The organism is Humisphaera borealis, assembly GCF_015169395.1.
In the GTDB taxonomy this organism is placed as follows: domain Bacteria; phylum Planctomycetota; class Phycisphaerae; order Tepidisphaerales; family Tepidisphaeraceae; genus Humisphaera; species Humisphaera borealis.
The window spans coordinates 6,890,613-6,909,545 of the sequence record NZ_CP063458.1; the positions used below are offsets into that span (position 1 = coordinate 6,890,613).

General features: G+C 62.9%; 18 protein-coding genes. 10 read left to right on the forward strand and 8 right to left on the reverse strand.

Features of this window, described 5'->3' with window-relative positions:
- The first annotated feature begins 85 nt into the window (after positions 1 to 85).
- The 5 genes from IPV69_RS25935 to IPV69_RS25955 all read left to right on the forward strand — a co-directional run bounded on the left by IPV69_RS25935 (position 86) and on the right by IPV69_RS25955 (position 4,587).
- A complete protein-coding gene (locus IPV69_RS25935; protein WP_206292635.1) occupies positions 86 to 523 on the forward strand; it encodes a hypothetical protein in 438 nt (145 codons plus the stop codon).
- A gap of 46 nt (positions 524 to 569) precedes the next feature.
- On the forward strand, positions 570 to 1,076 hold the full coding sequence (locus IPV69_RS25940) for a MogA/MoaB family molybdenum cofactor biosynthesis protein (protein ID WP_206292636.1): 507 nt from the start codon (positions 570 to 572) through the stop codon (positions 1,074 to 1,076).
- 1,012 nt (positions 1,077 to 2,088) lie between these two features.
- On the forward strand, positions 2,089 to 2,820 hold the full coding sequence (locus IPV69_RS25945) for a pyridoxine 5'-phosphate synthase (RefSeq protein ID WP_206292637.1): 732 nt from the start codon (positions 2,089 to 2,091) through the stop codon (positions 2,818 to 2,820).
- A gap of 191 nt (positions 2,821 to 3,011) precedes the next feature.
- Positions 3,012 to 3,680 (forward strand): dioxygenase family protein, encoded by a 669-nt coding sequence (locus IPV69_RS25950; protein WP_206292638.1) that lies wholly within the window; start codon positions 3,012 to 3,014, stop codon positions 3,678 to 3,680.
- Between the two features lie 85 nt (positions 3,681 to 3,765).
- Positions 3,766 to 4,587, forward strand: a complete 822-nt coding sequence (locus IPV69_RS25955; RefSeq protein ID WP_206292639.1) for a LamG domain-containing protein — start codon at positions 3,766 to 3,768, stop codon at positions 4,585 to 4,587.
- Positions 4,588 to 4,683: 96 nt separating this feature from the next.
- Here IPV69_RS25955 and IPV69_RS25960 read toward each other — a convergent pair whose 3' ends face one another.
- Positions 4,684 to 5,286 carry a D-sedoheptulose-7-phosphate isomerase gene (locus tag IPV69_RS25960; RefSeq protein WP_206292640.1) on the reverse strand — a complete coding sequence of 201 codons (603 nt, stop codon included), beginning with the start codon at positions 5,284 to 5,286 and terminating at the stop codon, positions 4,684 to 4,686.
- A 114-nt stretch (positions 5,287 to 5,400) separates the two neighbouring features.
- Positions 5,401 to 6,402 carry an ROK family protein gene (locus IPV69_RS25965; protein ID WP_206292641.1) on the reverse strand — a complete coding sequence of 334 codons (1,002 nt, stop codon included), beginning with the start codon at positions 6,400 to 6,402 and terminating at the stop codon, positions 5,401 to 5,403.
- A 32-nt stretch (positions 6,403 to 6,434) separates the two neighbouring features.
- On the opposite strand from IPV69_RS25965, the gene IPV69_RS25970 reads away from it, so the two are divergent.
- The 3 genes from IPV69_RS25970 (at position 6,435) to IPV69_RS25980 (ending at position 8,237) form a co-directional block, all read left to right on the forward strand.
- Positions 6,435 to 6,782: a hypothetical protein gene (locus tag IPV69_RS25970; protein ID WP_206292642.1), complete on the forward strand. Its 348-nt coding sequence runs from the start codon at positions 6,435 to 6,437 to the stop codon at positions 6,780 to 6,782.
- Positions 6,783 to 6,906: 124 nt separating this feature from the next.
- Positions 6,907 to 7,557, forward strand: a complete 651-nt coding sequence (locus IPV69_RS25975) for a bZIP transcription factor (protein WP_206292643.1) — start codon at positions 6,907 to 6,909, stop codon at positions 7,555 to 7,557.
- Positions 7,558 to 7,592: 35 nt separating this feature from the next.
- Positions 7,593 to 8,237, forward strand: coding sequence for a sulfotransferase family 2 domain-containing protein (locus IPV69_RS25980; RefSeq protein ID WP_206292644.1), 645 nt, complete (start codon positions 7,593 to 7,595; stop codon positions 8,235 to 8,237).
- A gap of 50 nt (positions 8,238 to 8,287) precedes the next feature.
- Here the strand turns inward: IPV69_RS25980 and IPV69_RS25985 are convergent, their stop codons facing one another.
- Together IPV69_RS25985 and IPV69_RS25990 are read right to left on the reverse strand one after the other, a co-directional pair.
- Positions 8,288 to 10,702, reverse strand: coding sequence for a DUF4159 domain-containing protein (locus tag IPV69_RS25985; RefSeq protein WP_206292645.1), 2,415 nt, complete (start codon positions 10,700 to 10,702; stop codon positions 8,288 to 8,290).
- Positions 10,703 to 10,896: 194 nt separating this feature from the next.
- The gene (locus tag IPV69_RS25990; RefSeq protein WP_206292646.1) at positions 10,897 to 12,417 is read right to left on the reverse strand and encodes a S1 RNA-binding domain-containing protein; all 1,521 of its coding nucleotides are present in this window, start codon (positions 12,415 to 12,417) and stop codon (positions 10,897 to 10,899) included.
- Between the two features lie 263 nt (positions 12,418 to 12,680).
- Between IPV69_RS25990 and IPV69_RS25995 the strand changes: the two genes are divergently transcribed.
- Together IPV69_RS25995 and IPV69_RS26000 are read left to right on the forward strand one after the other, a co-directional pair.
- Positions 12,681 to 14,207: a carboxypeptidase M32 gene (locus IPV69_RS25995; protein WP_206292647.1), complete on the forward strand. Its 1,527-nt coding sequence runs from the start codon at positions 12,681 to 12,683 to the stop codon at positions 14,205 to 14,207.
- A gap of 217 nt (positions 14,208 to 14,424) precedes the next feature.
- The gene (locus IPV69_RS26000) at positions 14,425 to 15,222 is read left to right on the forward strand and encodes a type II secretion system protein (protein ID WP_261361982.1); all 798 of its coding nucleotides are present in this window, start codon (positions 14,425 to 14,427) and stop codon (positions 15,220 to 15,222) included.
- Positions 15,223 to 15,423: 201 nt separating this feature from the next.
- Here the strand turns inward: IPV69_RS26000 and IPV69_RS26005 are convergent, their stop codons facing one another.
- From IPV69_RS26005 to IPV69_RS26020, 4 genes are all read right to left on the reverse strand, one after another.
- Complete coding sequence (locus IPV69_RS26005; RefSeq protein WP_206292649.1) at positions 15,424 to 15,900, reverse strand: ferritin-like domain-containing protein; 477 nt, start codon at positions 15,898 to 15,900, stop codon at positions 15,424 to 15,426.
- A 119-nt stretch (positions 15,901 to 16,019) separates the two neighbouring features.
- Positions 16,020 to 16,652: a hypothetical protein gene (locus tag IPV69_RS26010; protein WP_206292650.1), complete on the reverse strand. Its 633-nt coding sequence runs from the start codon at positions 16,650 to 16,652 to the stop codon at positions 16,020 to 16,022.
- 186 nt (positions 16,653 to 16,838) lie between these two features.
- Entirely contained in the window at positions 16,839 to 17,777 is a 939-nt protein-coding gene (locus tag IPV69_RS26015; protein WP_206292651.1) for an amidohydrolase family protein, read from the reverse strand.
- Positions 17,778 to 18,208: 431 nt separating this feature from the next.
- A complete protein-coding gene (locus IPV69_RS26020) occupies positions 18,209 to 18,643 on the reverse strand; it encodes a CBS domain-containing protein (RefSeq protein ID WP_206292652.1) in 435 nt (144 codons plus the stop codon).
- Positions 18,644 to 18,933 lie beyond the last annotated feature (290 nt).

The following is an 18,933-nucleotide window of genomic DNA, read 5'->3' on the forward strand; positions in this document are numbered from 1 at the left end:
GTCCCCGCTGGGCCGGTTCCACTGTCCCGATACCGGCGTTGGCGGTACAGTCCCCTTCATGAGCGGATTCGGATTCACGCCTCTCTTGGCCACCTGCTGTCTGATCTTTGCCGGATGCGGCGCGACCCGAACCGATTCGTTCGACATCGACCTCCGCAACGCGACCGGGCAGCCTCTGACGCTGAGCCTGGCCAAGGACGGACCGCCTTACGAACCGTCTTGGGCGACGCCTCAGGATCTGGCGATCGAGTCGCCCAAGCGCCGCGAGCAGTGGTCGGGTGGTCCCTCGGGGATGGCGGCGCTGCCGCCGGGGAAAACGGCTTCGGTGAAGGGGCTTCGCGGGCAATTCAACCCTGGTGTGAATGGCTACCTTCGGGTCTACGCCGGCGACCTGACCATCTCCGAGATGCTGTCCCGGGAGAAGGGCAGCCCCAGTCGCGTGGACCTGATGCTGAAGCCCGGCGCCAACAAGTTCGTCATCGCGGAAAAGGCCGGTAGCTTGGTCGCCGAGCCCGAGAAATGACTTCCCGCCCGGGAACAGGGTCACGCCTGCATAGTCTTGATTCATCATGTCCTACCAACAGCACCAGGCTCAGGCCGCCGTCATTGTGGCTGGCATTGCGATCGTGACACTGAGCGACACGCGCACCGAGGCCGACGACACCAGTGGCCAGTCGATTCGCAAGTCGGTGGAGCACGCGGGGCACATCGTGGCCCGTTATCAGCTGATCAGGGATGAGCCGGCCGAGCTGCGGGTCGTCCTGGAGGCGCTCCTTGCCGACGCGTCGGTGGATGTGATTCTCACGAACGGCGGGACCGGCATCAGCCGGCGCGATCAGACGATCGACGTCATCGAACGCGTCATCGACAAGCCCTTGCCCGGCTATGGGGAGCTGTTTCGGATGCTGTCATGGGAGCAGATCGGCAGCGGGGCGATGCTGAGCCGCGCCTGCGGCGGGGTGGCCAGGGGGAAGTTGCTTTTCGCGATGCCCGGCTCCACCAAGGCCGTTGAACTGGCGATGAGCCGGCTGATTCTGCCGGAACTGAAGCATTTGCTGAAAGAGTTGCGCAAGTGACATCCGTCGGCGCGTTTTGCCCTGGGGCGTGACGGGGATGTTGAGGCATATTGGGGATGTTGGGGCGTGCCAACTTTCTGCTTGCATCTTTGCGGCCTTAACTTAACATACACCGAACTATTTTTCGGGCTGGCAACCTTGGTGTCGTCGCCTTACTGGCGATCGATCGCCGACGGGTGTGATCCGTCGGCGTTCGATGTGTCGCGCCAGGAAGAAAGACGCCAAGAGAAGTCCACTCGTGCGGTCGCTTGCGATCGACTCGAGGTATCGTGCGTTGCGCTTCGGCAGATTTCGCAGCGGACGTTGACGGCTGCGGCCAAGCGGCGTCGGGTTCGTTCGGCGAAGTTGCGCTGGGTTCGTTCGGCAACGCGGTGTTGGGTTCGTTCGGCGAGGTCGCGCTGGGTTCGTTCGGCAGAACGGATGTAACTCGAGACCTCGGCGGCGGACTGACTTTGGGTGGCATGGGCAACGGTAACCCGTTGCCCGTGGCGAACGTCGGACGGCGATCGCCACGGGCAAGCGAGTACGCTTGCCCATGCCACCCGGAATGCACTTGGATTGAGCGTCATTCCCAAGACGCGTCGGGTTCGTTCGGCCGGGTAGCCTTGGGTTCGTTCGGCGGAGTGGTACCGGGTTCGTTCGGCAAACAGACGTCGCGGCGACACAGAGGTGGCATGAGAGACCGTTCTGTCAGTGACACGGGCTTCCAGCCCGTGCGGGCGACGTCGTGGTCGATCGGTGTTCCGAACGACCAACGATCCGTCTTTAAACATGGAGACTACATCCCGGCCATGGGTTCATTGGGAGGTTGGCGATCGCGGAATGAACGGCTGCCTGAAGCATCATGCACCTTGCACGGGCTGGAAGCCCGTGTCACTGACAGGGTCGTTCCAAAGCGAGTTCCCGGGTTCGTTCGGCGCAGCCGAGTTGGGTTCGTTCGGCGAAGCCGCCTCGGGTTCGTTTGGCAGAATCACGCCGACGGGCCGTCGGGTGTAGAATGAGGGCAACCACCATGCTCAAGCTCAGCGTCAACGTCAATAAGATTGCCACCCTTCGAAACACCCGGACCCTGGGAATCCCCAGCATCCTCCACCTGTCGCGCATCGCGCTGCGGGCGGGGGCCGAGGGGATTACCGTTCATCCGCGGCCCGACCAACGGCACATCCGGGCGTCCGACGTCGGCGAAATCGCGGCGATGCTTCGGGAGGAGTTCCCGACGGCCGAGTACAACATCGAAGGCAACCCCTTCATAGAGTACGTCCACTTTGCCCAGGACTACCGGCCGACGCAGTGTACCCTCGTCCCCGACTCGCCCGAGGCGTTTACCAGCAATCGCGGGTGGGATCTGGCCGCCAATCGCGCCCGGCTGGGGCCGATGATCGAAAAGCTCAAATCCTTCGGCTGCCGGGTCAGCCTGTTCATGAACCCCGAGCCCCAGCAGATGAAACTGGCGGCGGAACTGGGCGCGGACCGGATCGAGTTTTACACCGAACCCTATGCGGCGGCGTTCGCCGCGGGTGATCCCAAGGCCGCCGATGACTATGTCGCGGCGTCGCATGCGGCTCTGGAAGCCGGCCTGGGCCTGAACGCCGGCCACGACCTGAATCTGCATAACCTGCCGCCATTGGTGAAGGCGATCCCGCAACTGCTGGAGGTGTCGATCGGGCACGCGCTGATCGCCGACGCGCTGGAGCTGGGCATGGCCGAGACGGTCAGGCGATATGTGTCGGCGTGCAGGAGTTAACCGCGCGGAAGAAAACCAAACCCGGCCGCATCTACCTTGTAGGGTCCGCCTTGGCGGACGCGTGGGACGACAATGTTGCCGATCCGCGTCCGCCAGAGCGCGACCCTGCGAACTCACGTAAAACGACGCAGTGCCCGGTCCGCGTCCGCCAAGGCGGACCCTACGAATAGAATCTCACTTCGGAGCTTCCTATGGATATCGTTTCTCAGATGTTGTCCCGCCGCCGGATGCTGAGCCGCTTTGCCGCCGGTGCCGCGTTCTTTACGACGGCCGGCGCGTTTGCCGAAGAGCTGACCCGTACCCCGAAGCAGACCGAGGGGCCTTTCTATCCCGACAAGCTGCCGCTCGATACCGACAACGACCTGCTGATCATCAACGACACGATCACGCCGAGCGTCGGCGAAGTGACGCACCTGACCGGGCGCGTGCTGGACGCCAAGGGCGATCCGATCCGCAATGCACTCGTCGAGATTTGGCAGTGCGACGCCAACGGCGTTTACCTGCACACGCGTGACTCGACGCCCAAGAAGGAGAAGCAGGACAAGCACTTCCAGGGTTTCGGCAGGTTCATGACCGGTTCGACCGGCGATTACTACTTCCGCACGATCAAACCCGTGCCGTATCCTGGCCGCACACCGCACATTCATGTGAAGGTGAAGGTCAAAGGGAAGGAAGTGCTGACGACCCAGTGCTACATCAAGGGACATCCGGGCAACGAGCGCGACGGCATCTGGAAGAGCGTTCGCGACAAGAAGGCGCAGGATTCGATCACGATCGATTTCGCGCCGATAAAGGACAGCAAGGCCGGCGAACTGGCGGCGAAGTTCGACATGGTACTGGGATTCACCCCCGAGGCGTAAGTTAAACGGTTAGCCGCGACGCGAAGCGGAGCGCTCGGTCCCGCGGCGCAAAGCCCGTTCTGCGTTACGCGACGGAACATTCGAAATGCGATCAAGAACAGCCAACCTCAAGCACTTTCCTCTCGCGACTGTCGTCGTCGCGTGCATCTCGGCATTGCTGTCCGCCGCCGCTCCGGGCGACGACACCAAATCCGCCAACGGGCGCGATGACGCGGCCTGGCTGAAATCAAAGGCCAAGCTCGTCTTCCACGACGAGTTCGACCGCGAGGAAGATGGCAACGGCCTCAAGGCGATCGGCAACGGCTGGGAGAGCGCCACCGCCGATCGCGTTCCCAAGATCAAGCAGGCCGATCTGGACGGCGGCGTCCTGAAGATCAGCAGCGCGACGAAGGAAGCCGGGCACGCGATCCACGTCCATCACGAGGCGGGTTTTGCCAACGGCGGGGCGACGATCCGTTTCCGGTTCCCCGGCCTGAGCAAAGACGAAGCGCTGACGATGGGTTTTGTGGATCGGGAAGTGAAGGGCGTCTGGGCCGGGCACTTGTGTTACGCACGGCTTTCGAAGACCGGCATCAACCTGATCGACCAGAAGACCGGCGTCAGCGACCTGGCGATCCGCGCTCGCCGTGAGGAGTTCGCCAAGCGAAAGGAAAAGCCGCCGGCCGAACTGGACGCGCTGCTGAAATCGAAGGAGAAGACGGTCCCCTGGAAAGCGGATAACGAATGGCACGACCTGACGCTGGTCACCGAAGGGGACGAGATGCGGCTCAGCATCGACGGCAAGCTGGTGATTTCGCACCGGTCGGAAGGATTTGCCCATCCGACAAAGCGATGGCTCAGCTTCCTGGCGCCGAGCACGGTGTGGATTGACGATGTGAAGGTGTGGTCGGTAGTCAGTGGTCAGTAGTCAGTAGTCAGTAGTCGGAAGTCGGAAGTCGGAAGTCGGAAAGATGAACGGCCAGATGCGACCGCTGACCGCTGACTACTGACTACTGACTACTGACTACTGACTACTGACTACTAATTCTGGCATCTCCATAAACGCGTAGCAGAGCATGTGGAGGATTGCCATTTGCGCGTCTTCGACGCGGCCGTAGTGGGTGTCGTTGATGACTACAAATTCATCGGCGTAGGGTTCGACGCTGCCGCGCTTAGCACCGACGAGGGCGGCGACGTACACGCCGTTTTCCTTCGCCCATTTGCAGGCCTTGACGACGTTGGGAGAGGAGCCGCTGACGCTGATCGCCAGCACCATGTCGCCGGGACGGGCGTAGTTCTGCAACTGGCGGAGGTAGATGTCTTCGTAGGCGTAGTCGTTGCCGAGGGCGGTCATCCAGCTGACGTTGTCGTTGAGCGAGAGGCACCGGAAGCGTCGGCCGCCGTGGCTGGCGGCGATCTTGTCGCTCGAGCCTTTGCCCAGGTCGGTGATGAAGTGCGACGAGTTCGAAGCCGATCCGCCGTTGCCGAACGTGAAGAGCTGGCGATCTTCCTTGTAGATTGCGCGGAGCTTTTCGATCAGCCGGGCGACGGCGTCTGCCGGGATGGCGTCCATCGCGGCCTTCTGGGCGGTGCGGTAGGTTTCGATCCAGTCAGTGACTTTTGGCATGTTTTCGGGCGCCATGCTTGGCACCGCCTCCGGAACGACACGTTGGCGAATCGATCTTGCGACCGTGGGATTCAAACTCGACCAGCGGCAGAGCCGCCGGGCCCTCTTTCAGACTTATATCGTCGCGATCCGGGCCGCGAGTTCCAGTGCGCCGATCGGCACCGGGTCTTCGCCGAGGGCGGCGAGGCGGACATCGGGCGTGGGGTGGAACGCTTCCATCACGAACCCCGGCAGGGCCGCCGCGACCGCCGACCGCAGCGGCTCACCGACCATCGCCAGTCCGCCGCCGATCACGATCACGCCCGGGTGCAGCAGATGGACGACGTGCGAAAGGCTGAAGGCGATCTGGCGGCAGAGGTTGTCGAAGACCTGCTTCGTATGCGGGTCGCCGGCGGCGACCAGCGAGCCCAGGTGTCGCGCTTCGCCGCCGATGCCGCCACTGCCGCCGATGCCGCCGATGCTGATGCCGAGGATTCGGGCCAATGCGGAGTCGGGGTTTTCATCACCGGCCTGCCGCAGTTGCCGGTCGATCGCCCAGCCGGAGCATTCGCTTTCGACGGTGCGGTGCGGATCGTTGATGTCGACGCGAAGGTGGCCGAACTCCATCTCGCCGGGAGAGATGCCGTGGTAGATGCTGCCGCCGGCGACGAACCCGCCGCCGACGCCGCTGCCGAAGTTGCAGTAGAAGACCAGATCGCGTGTTTTGCCGGCACCGTAGACGGCTTCGGCCAGGGCGGCGGCGTTGCTGTCGTTCTCGACCGCGACCGGGGCGGAGATCAGATCGCCGATCCAGTCGCGCAGCGGGAATCCTTCCCAGCCGGCGATCTGGTGCGACCTGCGGATGCGCCCGGCGGCGACATCGACCGGGCCGCCGAAGCCCACGCCTATGGCGCGAGGCGACTGTCCCTGGAGAAGGGTCTGCAGTCCGTCGGCGATCTGCCGCTGGATCGCCGCTCCGCCGCCGGCGCGGTCGGCCGTGGCGCGCCACCGGCGGGTGATTTGCATCGGCTCTTCCGCGAGAACGATCTGCAACTTGGTGCCGCCGATCTCGATTCCGACCAATGGCGGACGGGCGGCCTGCAGCGGATTGGGGATCGATGTACGGTTGGCGGGCATGATAGGATCGAGGGCATGCTAACGGAGAACCGATGAGTGACCAACCGCCGCGAGATTCGAGCCGTCCACCGCCGCTACCGGCCGCGCCGCTGCAGTATGCTGCTCCGCCGTCAGGTTATGAGCTTCCGCCGGCTTCGAAGGCGCAGCGCGTCTTCGATACGGTGGCCGGTCCGAACGTGCGACTGTTGGACAACCTGGTGCAGCTCGGCTGCGTCGTGGAGGGCGGCGGAGTTGGAGTCGTCGTGGGCCTGCTGATCCGTAAGACGCCCGGCGACCCCTTCCCACTGGTCGCCGGCGGATTGATCGGCGTGATCGCCGCACTGGCGGTGTCGGGGGTTGTGATCGGCATCGTTCGCGGCTTTGGCATCGGCAGGCGATGAGCCTGTGGCCGGCAACCTATTGGTGCAATGTATTTCGTCGTATCGTGCCGTCTGGTGCGTTGTGGCCGGTGCGGGTCATCCCTAAAATGCGCGCAACCTACCCAGGACTTTGTGAGGACCGACGATGAGAGCAGGGATGTGCATGATGATCACGCTGGCCGCACTGGCGGCCGGCTGGACGGCGGTGCCCGCCGCGGCGCAAGAGGGGCCTTCCGCCGAGCAGATGAAGAAGATGTACGACGACGCCCTGCAGCAGCTCAAGGCGTCGCAGGAGCGCAAGAACCAGCTCGCCGCGGAGAACGAAAAGCTGAAGCAGCAGATCGACGCCATGACGAAGGAGCTGGCGGCGGTCAAAGGGGAAGTGCAAACCCTGCGGCAGTCCGATGCCGGGTACGCCGAACGCACTTTCTTTCTTCGGTCGCACTACATGGCCTGGCAGGCCTTTGCGCGGGTGAATCCTGAGACGGCCATTCGGTGGCGGCTGTTTCTGGAAAGCGGGTACCTTTTATCGCCCGAGTCCGGTGCCATGCTGATTGACCGCCAGTGGCCGGCGACGATCGTGGAACCCGCGACCACTCAGCCCGCAACCCAGCCCGCGACCACCCAGCCGGCCGCCACAGCTCCTGTTGCGACGGTGCCTCCGGCCACAGCGCCGGTCGCGACGGTCCCCGCGTCCACTCAGCCCGCCACGGTTCCGGCGGCAGCGGACGTCAAGCCGGCTACGCAGCCGACGTCCGCGCCCTCCGCTGCGTCGCAGCCGGCGACCAAGCCCTGAATGAGATCCTGTCCGTGGTCCAAGTTGGGAGATCGATGGGACTCTTCTCACGATTGAAGCAATCACTGACCGGAAGCCGCCGCCGGTCTGAACCGTCGCCGCTGCGGCCGGGGCCCAACGGCACCTTCGTCTTCATTCACATCAACAAGTGTGCGGGCACCAGTGTCGGCACCGCGATCGGATTGCCGAAAAAACAGCACCTGACGTCACTCGAGGTGATCGACATCATCGGCGAGCCGGCGTGGTCCAAGGCGTTTCGGTTTACGATCGTGCGCAACCCCTGGGATAAGGTCGTCTCGCACTACAAGCATCGAATCAAGACCCGACAGACGGGACTGGGTGAGACACATGTACCGTTCAAGCAGTGGGTTGCCGCGACGTACGGCGACACGAAGGATCCGGTGCTGTACGACCAGCCGAAGATGTTCCAGCAGCAGGTCGAATGGCTCAAGAACCGCCAGGGCAGGATCGATGTCGATTACGTCGGCCGGTTCGAGACGATGTCCGAAACCTTCGATGAGGTCGCCCGTCGAATCGGCATCGACGCAACCCTCCCTCATCTGAACCGGACCGAAGGCAAGGTCGACTTCCGAACGCACTACGACGACGCGACCGCAGCCATCATCGCGAGCTGGTTCAAGGACGACATTGCACAGTTCGGATATGAGTTCCGGGCATGACCCGTTTGGCCGGGCAGTCGGCCATGTCGGTGGTCGAACGTCGATGTTGATCAAGTTTTGGGTTTGGCGGTCGACGGCTTGGCGGCTGGCTTGGTCGGGGGCTTGGTGGAAGCGGGCTTTGTGCTCGGCGCGGTGGCGGGCTTGGCGGCTTCGGGATCGGGGCCGGCCTTATAGGCGATCACCGCGGCCGCCAGGTCGGTCGCCGTGTCCGGGTCGTAGCCGACGATTCCATCGACCGAGTGCCCGACGATGCCGACCGAGAGGTCTTCACGGCTGTAGATGACGCCGAACTTGCCATTGACGTCTATTCCTCGCAACCGCGGTGCCTTGAGCGCACCGGCCAGCAGCTTCTGGGCGGTGGGGCGGTAACGGATCGAAATCGGTTCTTTCTTCGGCGAGTAGAGGGGATGGTTCTCGGGAATGATGGCGAGTGCTTCGCCGCCGAAGATGGTCGCCAGTTCCTTCTCCATCGAGTCGGCGAATGCCGCGTTGCCGCCGGCCGAATCAATCAGCAGCAGGCCTCCGCCTTCGACGAACTTCTTGATCTCGCCGCGCTGGGCTTCGGTGAAGGTGGTCTTGCCGGTGCCGGTCAGGTGGGCGAACCCGCCGGTGGGAAGCTTGCCGTCGCCGAGCTTGGCCTCTTCGACTTTCAGGTCGACGCGGTGCTGATTGTGGACGTAGTTTTCGATCCGGCGCCAACCGCCGGGCTCGGGGTTCCAGTTCTGCGGGTGCGACAGGCGGTGCAGGGTAAGACTGCGGGAGGCTTTGATCTTCTTGTTGAGGTTGACCAGGTGGTTCTCGCCGCGGAAGCGAAGGTCTTTGCCTTCGGAACAGTAGAGGAACAGCGCCCCGCCGAGTTGCCAGAACTCTTCCTTGCCGCCGACGATCTTGGTCTGCCACTGCCGTGCCGGGTCGCCGGTGGGGATGAGGAGCATCAGCTCGCGGGCACCGTTGCTGAGCCCCAGGATCTGTGGCTTAACCTTCCAGTTGTTCCGCCGGAAGACGCCGTTGTACATCGGGTGTTCCGGCGGAAGCTCGCGAAGCTCGTAGGCAGGAAACAGGTCGCTGGCGAGCTTTCGGAAGCCGGTGGCGAACGCGACGTTCGCGCAGTCGGCGTTGCCCACGATCATGCCGCCGGCCTCGACATACTCGCGTAGCCGCGCCTTCTCGGCGTCGTCGAGAATCGGCGGTTTGCTGCCGGAGATGTAAACGATCGGCGCGTCGATCAGGTCGTTCAGGGGTGCCGACGCCGGCACGACCTGCCAGTTCAGCCGCTGCTCGATGGACCGACCGATCCAGCCGGAGAGGTTGGCGATGTCGCGCGGGCGCTGGTTCCACGCCGGGGCAGCCGGGCCGGTGGCTGCCTTGGCGTAGTCGAGCTTGTTGAACGCGACGGGTGCCCGGCCGCGGGCGAGGAAGAGCATGGCGTACGAGGTGTCGACCACCGCGCCGCTACCGAAGCCGCCGCCGCCGGTGAACGATCCGTTCTTGCCCTGCTTGTTCACCAGCCACTCGGCGCCTTTCTGATACCAGTCGACGCCGCCCAGGTACTTGAGCCCGGCGGCGACGCCGATGCGCTCGACGGCATAGAGCGTGATGAACGGAAAGTCGCGGGCGTACTTCTTGTCGGTGGCGACCAGGTCCATGTGCTCGCCCATCCACTTGATCCCGCGTTCGATCGAGGGGTTCGACAGGTTTCCCTTGCAGGCAAGGCCCTCGACGGCGCGGGTGTAGTCCTGCGTGATGAAGAGGGTCGCCACGCCGACGGCAGTCATGCCCGGGGTGATGGGGTTTTCGGTTTCGCCGGGCTTCATGTACGTCCAGCCGCCGTCGGGGGCCTGGTGATCGATCCACGCCTTTTCGACGACCTCCCAGTACCGGTTGGGTACTTCGATGCCGATCTGATCGGCGGCCCAGACACCGAGCACGCCGTACTGACTTCGGCTGTGGCTGTAGGCCTTGGACTTGGTGTTGGGAGAGTAGACGTAGTCGTACATGCCCAGGGCAGAGCCTTCGGTCTTGAGGCTCTTGAGGAGCAACTCGGCGTCGCGCTTGGCGGCGGCCATGACTTCGGGCGTGCGCGGCAGTTCGAGCCACACCTGCATCCGGAGGCCCAGCGCGTAGACGCCGGCCGAGGGGTTCTTCTTCAGAAAGTCGATCGCCGGCGCGAGCTTGGCGCTCTGCGGTTTCTCTCCCGCCGCGAGCAGGGCGTACACAGCCAGGGCTGTCTGCCCCGTCCACTGGCCACCCTTCACGCTCTGCCGCTCGGCGAGCATGGTCTTATCGTCGGGCTGGGTCATGGTCTCTTCCCAGGTCCCGTTCTTCTGCACGCTGTAGAGATAGGCCTTGGCCTTTTCGAGCGCGTCGGAGACCTCTTTGGAGTCGGCGGCACGCGCGGGGGCGGCGACTAGCGCCAATAGAAGTCCCAGAACAAGCACGAGCGGCGTCATTGGGCGTGAGGTCATAGTCATGCGGTCAAACCTTGTGCAAGAACTGCACTATAACGCATGGCACCGCTGTCGTCGGCACGAAATGTAGGCGAAACACTGATCGAAGAAGTGGCCACCCTCGCGAGGGGTCTCCAGCAAAGGCCAACGCAAACGGGCAAGCGAGTTCGCTTGCCCGTTTGGCTAAATCCATCGAACTGCGATCCCAGCGATCACCAGTTCCAGTCCAAGCCGCCCTTGAGCTCGGCGCGCTTCTTCTTTTTCTTCTCCGCCGCCGCTGCAGCCGCGGCGACCGCAGCCGGGTCGACCGGGGTCGGCGGGGGTGGCGGTTCCTCGGCGACGCGGCGGATCGACAGGCTCATCCGCCTGGCGTTCAGGTCGATGTCCAGCACGCGGGCCTGGATTTCCTGGCCGGGCTTCACCACGTCGCCCGTCTGCTTCACCCGATGCGGGGCGAGTTCGGAAATGTGCACCAGGCCTTCCAGCCCGGCTTCGACTTCCACGAACGCGCCGAAGTCCACCGCACGCGTCACCTTGCCGGTGATGATCGTGTTCGGCGGATACTTTTCCTTCGCCGTCGCCCAGGGGTCAGGGCCGGCGGCCTTGAGGCTGAAGGTCATCTTCCGCGCCGCCGGGTCCATGCGAATGACCGACAGCTTGATCGTGTCGCCGGCCTTGACCACGTCCGACGGGTGGCGGATGCGTGTCCAGCTCATCTCGCTGACCGGCAGCAGGCCTTCGATGCCTTCTTCGACTTCAATGAACGCGCCGAAGTTCTCCACCTTTGCTACCCGGCCGGTCACCAGCGTGCCGACGGCGTAGCGGTTCTCGATGCCGCCCCACGGGTCGGGCATCGCCTGCTTCAGGCTCAGGCTGATCTTCCCGCTCGCCGCGTCCATCTTGATGATCTTGACGTCGACGAGATCGCCTTCCTTGACGAAGTCGGAAGGCTTAACGCCCCGGCGATGGCTCATTTCCGAGACGTGGATCAGGCCGTCGGCGCCGCCGAGATCGACGAACGCACCGAAGTCCATCACGCTGCGAACCGTGCCCTGGCGCATCTGGCCGGGTGCCAGCTCGGCCATAAGGACCTTTTTCTTCTCTTCCTTCTCGCGCTCGAGGATGTTCCGGCGGGACAGGACCAGGTTCTTGGCCGCCCGCTCGAACTTGGTGACCTCCGCCTGCATCTTCTGGCCGAGGAAGACCGAGATGTCTTTATGGAAGTAAATGTCGATCTGGCCGGCGGGCATGAAGCCGCGCATGCCTTTGACATCGATCTCGAGCCCGCCCTTGTTCATGCCGGTGACGGTGCCTTCGACGATCTGCCCGGCTTCAAGGTTCTCCCAGCTGACGTTGGCGGCCGATGCCCCCTTGACGCTCAGGAGAATGACGCCTTCGTGGACGTCGTAACGTTCGACGAGGAAGTCCTGTTCCTGGCCGACCACCGGAGGCTCGGCGAACTGGATGAGCGGGACGATGCCCTGGCTCTTGCCGCCGAACTCGACGAACGCTTCATCCTTGCTGATGGAGACGATCTTGCCGTGGCGGACCTGCTTGCCGCCGATCTCGCGCGGTCCTTCGGTTGGTGTCGCCGCTGCCGGTTGGGGCTTGTCGAACCCGTAGAGCGAATCGACTTCGACACCGGTGAGAGCGGCGTTGAGCTCGGAATCGAGCGCGCTCTCGTCAGCACGAAATTTCTCCTTGAACGGGTCTGCTTTCAGGTCCTCTGCCATGAACACTCCAAATTGGTTGCCGTTTGAGATAAGGGGGAAATGGTACTGCAGCGCAGGCGGCGGGGGAAGGGTTGGGAGGTCGGAAGTCGCTTCATTTGCCGATGCCTCGTCCGGCTGTCCCAGGGACGGCTGTCGTGGGCGTTTCCGCTTAGGATCGACCGTCAAGCACCAAGCGGAGCCGCTTCGCAGGATCGGGTCGGGGATACGATCGATCGGAAAAGATGGGGTCGCGTCTGCCGCCGCCGGCCCTACAATCCCGGCCTATGCCCACCCCAACCGACCCCCGGCAGGCTTACTTGGAACTGGTCAAAGAGCTGCGTGAGATCGCCGTCATTGGCTCCATCGCGTCGGTCCTCAGCTGGGACGAGCAAACCTACATGCCGCCCGGAGCGACGGATCATCGTGCCAACCAGGCGTCGCTGATGGCGCGGATTTCGCACGAACGGTTCACTTCGCCGCGGCTGGGGGAATTGATCGCGGCGGTGGAGCAGTCTCCGCTGGTTGCCGACCCCCAGGGCGATATCGCGGCCAACATCCGCGAAACCCGTCGGGACTACGACCGCTCGACGAAGCTGCCTGCGTCTCTGGTTGAGGAGATGTCGCGCGTCGAGGTGCTGTCGCAGCAGGCTTGGAGCGACGCCAGGAAGAAGTCGGATTACGCCGAGTTCCGCCCCTGGCTCGACAAGGTGCTGCATCTCAAACGGCAGGAGTGTCAGTGCGTCGGCTTCAAGGATGACCCTTACGATGCGCTACTCGACCAGTATGAGCCGGGTGAGACGGCGACCAGTGTGCGGGCGACGTTCGAGGCGCTGCGCGGGCCACTGGTCGATCTGGTCGGCAAGATCGTCGGGTCGGGGCGCGTGGCGCCGCTGGAAATCCTTCAGCGGAACTATCCCGCGGCGGCCCAGGAAAAGTTTGCCAGGGAAGCAGCCCGGGCCGTCGGTTTTAACTTCAACGAAGGGCGGCTCGATACCTCGGTCCATCCGTTCTGCACGCACCTGGGTCCCGGCGATGTCCGCATGACGACGCGCTACGACGAGGCCTATTTCGCCGACGCATTCTTCGGGGTTCTGCACGAGACGGGACACGCCCTCTACAACCAGGGCCTGCCGAAGGACCAGTACGGTCTGCCCCGTGGCGATGACGTCTCGCTGGGCATCCACGAGAGCCAGAGCCGCATGTGGGAGAACCTCGTCGGCCGGAGCCGGGCGTTTTGGAAGCATTTCATGCCGCAGGCGAGGGCTGCATTCCCCCAGGCGCTGGCGGGTGTGACCGAGGATGCCTGGTACTTTGCGATCAACGACGTGCGGCCGAGCCTGATTCGGACCGAAAGCGACGAGACGACCTACAACCTGCACGTGCTGCTTCGGTTCGAGTTGGAGCGGGCGTTGCTGCGCAACGACCTCTCGACCAACGACCTGCCGGGCGCGTGGAACGAACGGATGGAAAAGTATCTGGGGATTGAACCGCCAGACGATGCCCGAGGTTGTCTGCAGGACATTCACTGGAGCGGCGGGGCGATTGGATACTTTCCCACGTATACGCTGGGCAACCTGTACGCGGCCCAGTTCTTCGAGCAGGCGAGGAAAGACGTCGGCGATCTGGAGGGGCAGTTTGCGCGGGGGGATTTCGCGCCATTGCTAGGCTGGTTGCGCGAGAAGATTCACAGCCAGGGGATGAAGTACACGCCGCGACAACTGGTTATGCGCATCACCGGACAGGATCTGGCACCGACGGCGCTACTGGCACACCTGCGCCGCAAGGCAGGCGAGCTTTACGGCGTTTCCTGATCAGGTGCAGACGCTTGACGCCATCGGCTTCAAGCGACCCCAGCAGCACTAGGGGCTTTTGGAGTCGCAATCTGTGTCTGAAGACGACACGGATTCGCGACAAATTTGCGCTGGCGTCGTTTTTAGAAACTGACGTGGTGGACATTTCGTACTACACTTCATCGCTGGGAGTGGTTCATTTCAACGGGACGGTCGCATTTCTTCTTGAGGTCGTAGTATGCACAGTGGCACGCGCCAGCATTATCGTCGTTGCAATGCGTTTACACTCGTTGAGTTGTTGGTGGTGATTGGGATCATCGCGCTGCTGATCAGCATTTTGCTGCCGTCGCTGGCCAAGGCGCGGAATCAGGCGAACGCCGTCAAGTGCATCAGCAATCTTCGGCAGTTGGGGATGGCGTTTACGATGTACGCCAACGAGAACCGGCAGCGGCTTCCGTTTTCGTCATCCGGCGGCAACCCTTACAACGAAGACTGGATTTGGTGGCAGGAGACGGCGGTGGCATCGATCTCTGCGACAATTCCCGGACGGCCCGTTCCGGATCCGAAGCAGTCCTCTATTGCCCGTTATGTAGGTGGGTTCAATCCCGAGTTCTTCCGATGCCCGGGCGACGACACGGTCCAGCGCAAATCAACCACGTCGGGTGGGTTCTATCGCTTTAGTTACAGCATGAATTACCGGTTGGAGAGTCTGATCAAGACCGTGCCGCCGATCGGCGCTATTCGCAATTCCTCGTCTAAGATCCTGCTGGTCGAGGAGGATGCCCTGACCATCAACGACGGGCGGTGGGTGCCGCCGCTCTACAACGCAAGCCAGGTTTGGGATACGGGATCGGGCAAGGGGGATTTGCTCGACACCCGCCACGATCGGCTGAAAGTGAATCCCGATAACGGGCAGTACGATCCGCTGCCAAACCCCGACTATCGCGGCAACGTCGCCTTCCTCGACGGGCACGCAGAGTTTATTTCTCGAAGCGTGGCGCACGACGAGAGAAGCGTGCGATGGGACAAAAACTAGCGGATCGTTCCGCTCGAATCGGCGAATCAGTTTAAGTGGCATTGGCAAGCGTACTCGCGTGCCCCGTGGCGGATGCCGTCCGAGGGTTGACACGGGCAACGGGGTACCGTCACCCATGCCACCCAGCACCGCTATGTCGAATGGAGCGCGGCCGAGAATACGGCAGATCCGCCGGCCTTCGTCCGCCGGTTCGCCAAGCCTTTAGCGACCACCCTTTTCGTATTCTTTCAGGAACCCTTCGAACTCGCGGAGGTGGCCTTCTTCGTCGGCGAGGATGGTGGTCACCATATCCGCTGTGACGTAGTCGGTTCCTTCACACGTCTCGATGATCTTTCGGTAGTGGTTGATTGCGCCCTGTTCGGCTTCGATCACGCCTTTAATGACGTGCACAATGTCGGTCGGGTCTTCCGCCGGCTGGAGCGACTTCTGGTTGGGTCGGATCTCCATGCTGCCCGGGACGCGGCCGTACAATTCCTTGATCCGCTTGCCGAAAAGCTGGGCGTGACCCAGCTCCGCTGTAATGTCGGCGGCCAGGCTGTTCTTGATTTCCTTCGCCCGCACGCCGTCGGGATTGATGCTGTTGGCGATGTAGCTGGCCACCGTTTCGACCTCCATCCAGTAGGCCTGGATGAGCAGGTCGACGATCTCTTTACGCTTGGTTTCGTTGGGGATAATCATGGTTCTCTCCGTAGCCGTCGTTCACAACAACTGTGAACATCAGGCAACGACCTGATGATAGGCCGGGACCGCTAGCGGAGAACGAATCGAACATTGGTATAGGGAGCAGTTCGGCAGGACTAGGGTCCGACCTGCAAGTTGGCCTCGGCCGCGCGGGCTCGGGCGGCGGCGAGTACAGCACGCACTTCGCCCAGGGCGACCGTGGTTTCCTCGCGGCTCTGCCGGGCGACGATCGTTCCTTTCAGGGTCGTCGTCCCCAAACGGTCGACCATGCCACTGCCGGAAACCGTTGTCGGTAGAACGCGAGCATTTTCGATCGTCAGAACGATTTGGTCACCCGACCGCTCCACGCGAACCAAGCCGGTGCCGTGGTACTCGATCAGGCCGCTCGCGGGAGTGCCGTCGGTAAGGCCGACCGGCGTGACATACCAATGGATCGCCGCGTTCTGCGAGGCGTCCCGGTCCTGAGCCTTGATGGTGTGTCCCTGCTGCCAGAGCACGCGAACATGGAGCACGTGTTTTACCGGGGCACAATCGCCGCTCGCGCCATTGGTCTGGCAGGTGACGACCACATCGGTATCGCCGGCAGGCTGCATGTCAGCCACGCCGACGGGGAGCGACTGCTTGTACAACTCGCCGCTCCGGGCCGACGTAAGACGGAGGTTCGACTGCTGGCTCGCGTTGGAGCAGCCGGTCGCCAGTGCGAGAAGCGACAATCCGATGGCAAGCGTGGCGGCGTAGAGGGGTTTCAAGGGAGAATCCTTTGACTGCGTGATCCGAAAACGAAACACCCGCCCACATCGGTGAGCGGGTGATCTGTTTATCGGACGGTCGAAGGGAACTTCGTGAGCCGCAGGCGGATGATCCGCGATCTCGAGACCGATCTCTTTAGGTTCAGATGTCAGTTTCCAGATCCTGCAATCGCCGCTCGAACGGCATCAACCCAGACCAAGCAACCCCAGGGAATCGCGTTCGACGATGCCGCGGAGCATTTCGCGAGGGACCACCGGCAGATTGGTGCCCTGGGCCATCTGGTTGATGCTGTAGAGCGCTTCGATGCACTCGGTCGCGTTGGTGTAGGGGAAGTCAGAGCCGAACAACAGCTTGTCGATCACACCCGCCTGATGGGCGCTGACCAACGCGTTGTAGGCCTGCCAGGGGCGCGACAGCAGGCCGCTGACGTCGGCGAAGACGTGGCGGTGCTTGCCGAGCATGACGATGCTCTCCTCGACCCACGGCTGACCGATCTGAGCGATGATCATCCGAAGGTTGGGGAAAGACCGCGCCACTTCGTCGAGCAGGTAGGGCCTGCCGTACTCGAGCTTGCTTTGTTCGGTGAACTGGCCGCTCGGATGGAACAGCACCGGCATACCGAGCCGCTCGCAGGCGGCGTAGACGTCCATCGCCCGGCTGTCGCTGGGATGGAAGTCCTGGTTCGCCGGCGAGATGGTGACCCCGCGAAGCTTCAGCTCTTCACGCGCGATCAGAACCTCATCGACGGCGGCATCGTCGGTGGGATCGATGCCGGCGAACCCGATGAGCTTCTGCGGAAACCGCCGGACGTACTCGGCAACGAAGCGATTGGGGATCTCCGCCTGCAGGTAACGGCTCTTGAAACCCAGGACGATCGATTTATCGACGCTCGTCGCCTCGGCCCAGTGGTGGTCGGGGTCGGCCGCCGGAATGCTCCGCCAGAGTCCCTTGCCGGGCACGGGCGCTACTGGCGCACCGGCCGCGGCAGGGCGCGCAGCAGCGGCGGCGGTCTGCCCGGCCGAGCCGGACATCCGCTTTCGGTTCGGCTTCATCGCTCCGCCAAGGTCCAACTGGCCGAGCTGGTCAGGCGATTCCCAGATATGCGTATGGCAATCAACGATCATGTGGATCGGCTCTCATCCCCTTTACTGCAAAGAAGGGGCACAGACTCGAAGACGCCGCCGTGCAACAGCGGCGTCCCAACCTTGCCCTTGACTCGTCGCGTCCGTGACGAGAGGAAGTCTACGGGAATCCGTCCCGCGAGCAAAGTTATCGGACACGTTACGTCGATCGAGCTCAGGAGGTTCGTTCCTGCCTCTTATCGGACTGCCGACCCCAACAAGACGAAAGAATCGGATGAAGCAGAGGTTAGGACGCTCTTTGCTGAGATATCACACGGCTGGAGACACGTCGATTTATTAAGTCTCCATGACCGATCGCAATGAAAATGATGTGGATTGCCCAGAAGAATTGCGCCGTTGACCAGCGCACGCGGCCACACCGCGGCACACTCCGCCACAAACGTCTGCCTTATCTGCCGGTGCCGATGTCGTCATCAGGCCCGACCGTAAATGTACTCGCTCAGGAACGAGATCTGGGCCTGCTGCTGCGAAGCGAACTGGGCGCTGACATCCCCGATGGAAATGAGTCCGATCAGTTCATCCTGCTCGCAGACGGGGATGTGGCGGACGCGGCGTTCCTTCATGACGGCGGCTACATCTTCGATGTCTTCGTCGGCACCACAGCAGATGACTTCTGTCGTCATGACATCCCCGACGAGCATTTCCCGCGGGCCGCGTTCCATCCCGACGACCCGCTGGAGCACGTCGCGCTCGGTAAACATGCCCGCGACCGAACCGCCGTCCATCACGACCAGTGCGCCGATCTTGTTTCGATTCATTTTATCGACGGCTTCCATGACGGTCGCGCCCGGGGCGACGGTCATCACTTTGGAACCCTTGGCCGCCAGAACATCGCGTACGGTAGGCATGACATGCTCCTTTCGAGAGCGGTCGGGCGATCGTGAGTGCCGGTTCGCGCTGCCGGATCGCTCGTGGTTGAGCCCGGGCGGGTGAGGTCGCCGACAGGCCCTGTATTCCCTGACAGAAGTGAACAGCCTCGTGGCGAACTTCGCCGTCGGCCGGTCGGGGCAGTATGCGCAGGTCGCGCGACGCAATTCAACATTGTGAAAAAATGAACTTGGAAGTGTCGTGCCGGGTCAGGAAGGGCGTTATTGCTGGTCATTTGTCACTGGTCACTTGTCACTAGTCATTTGGGACA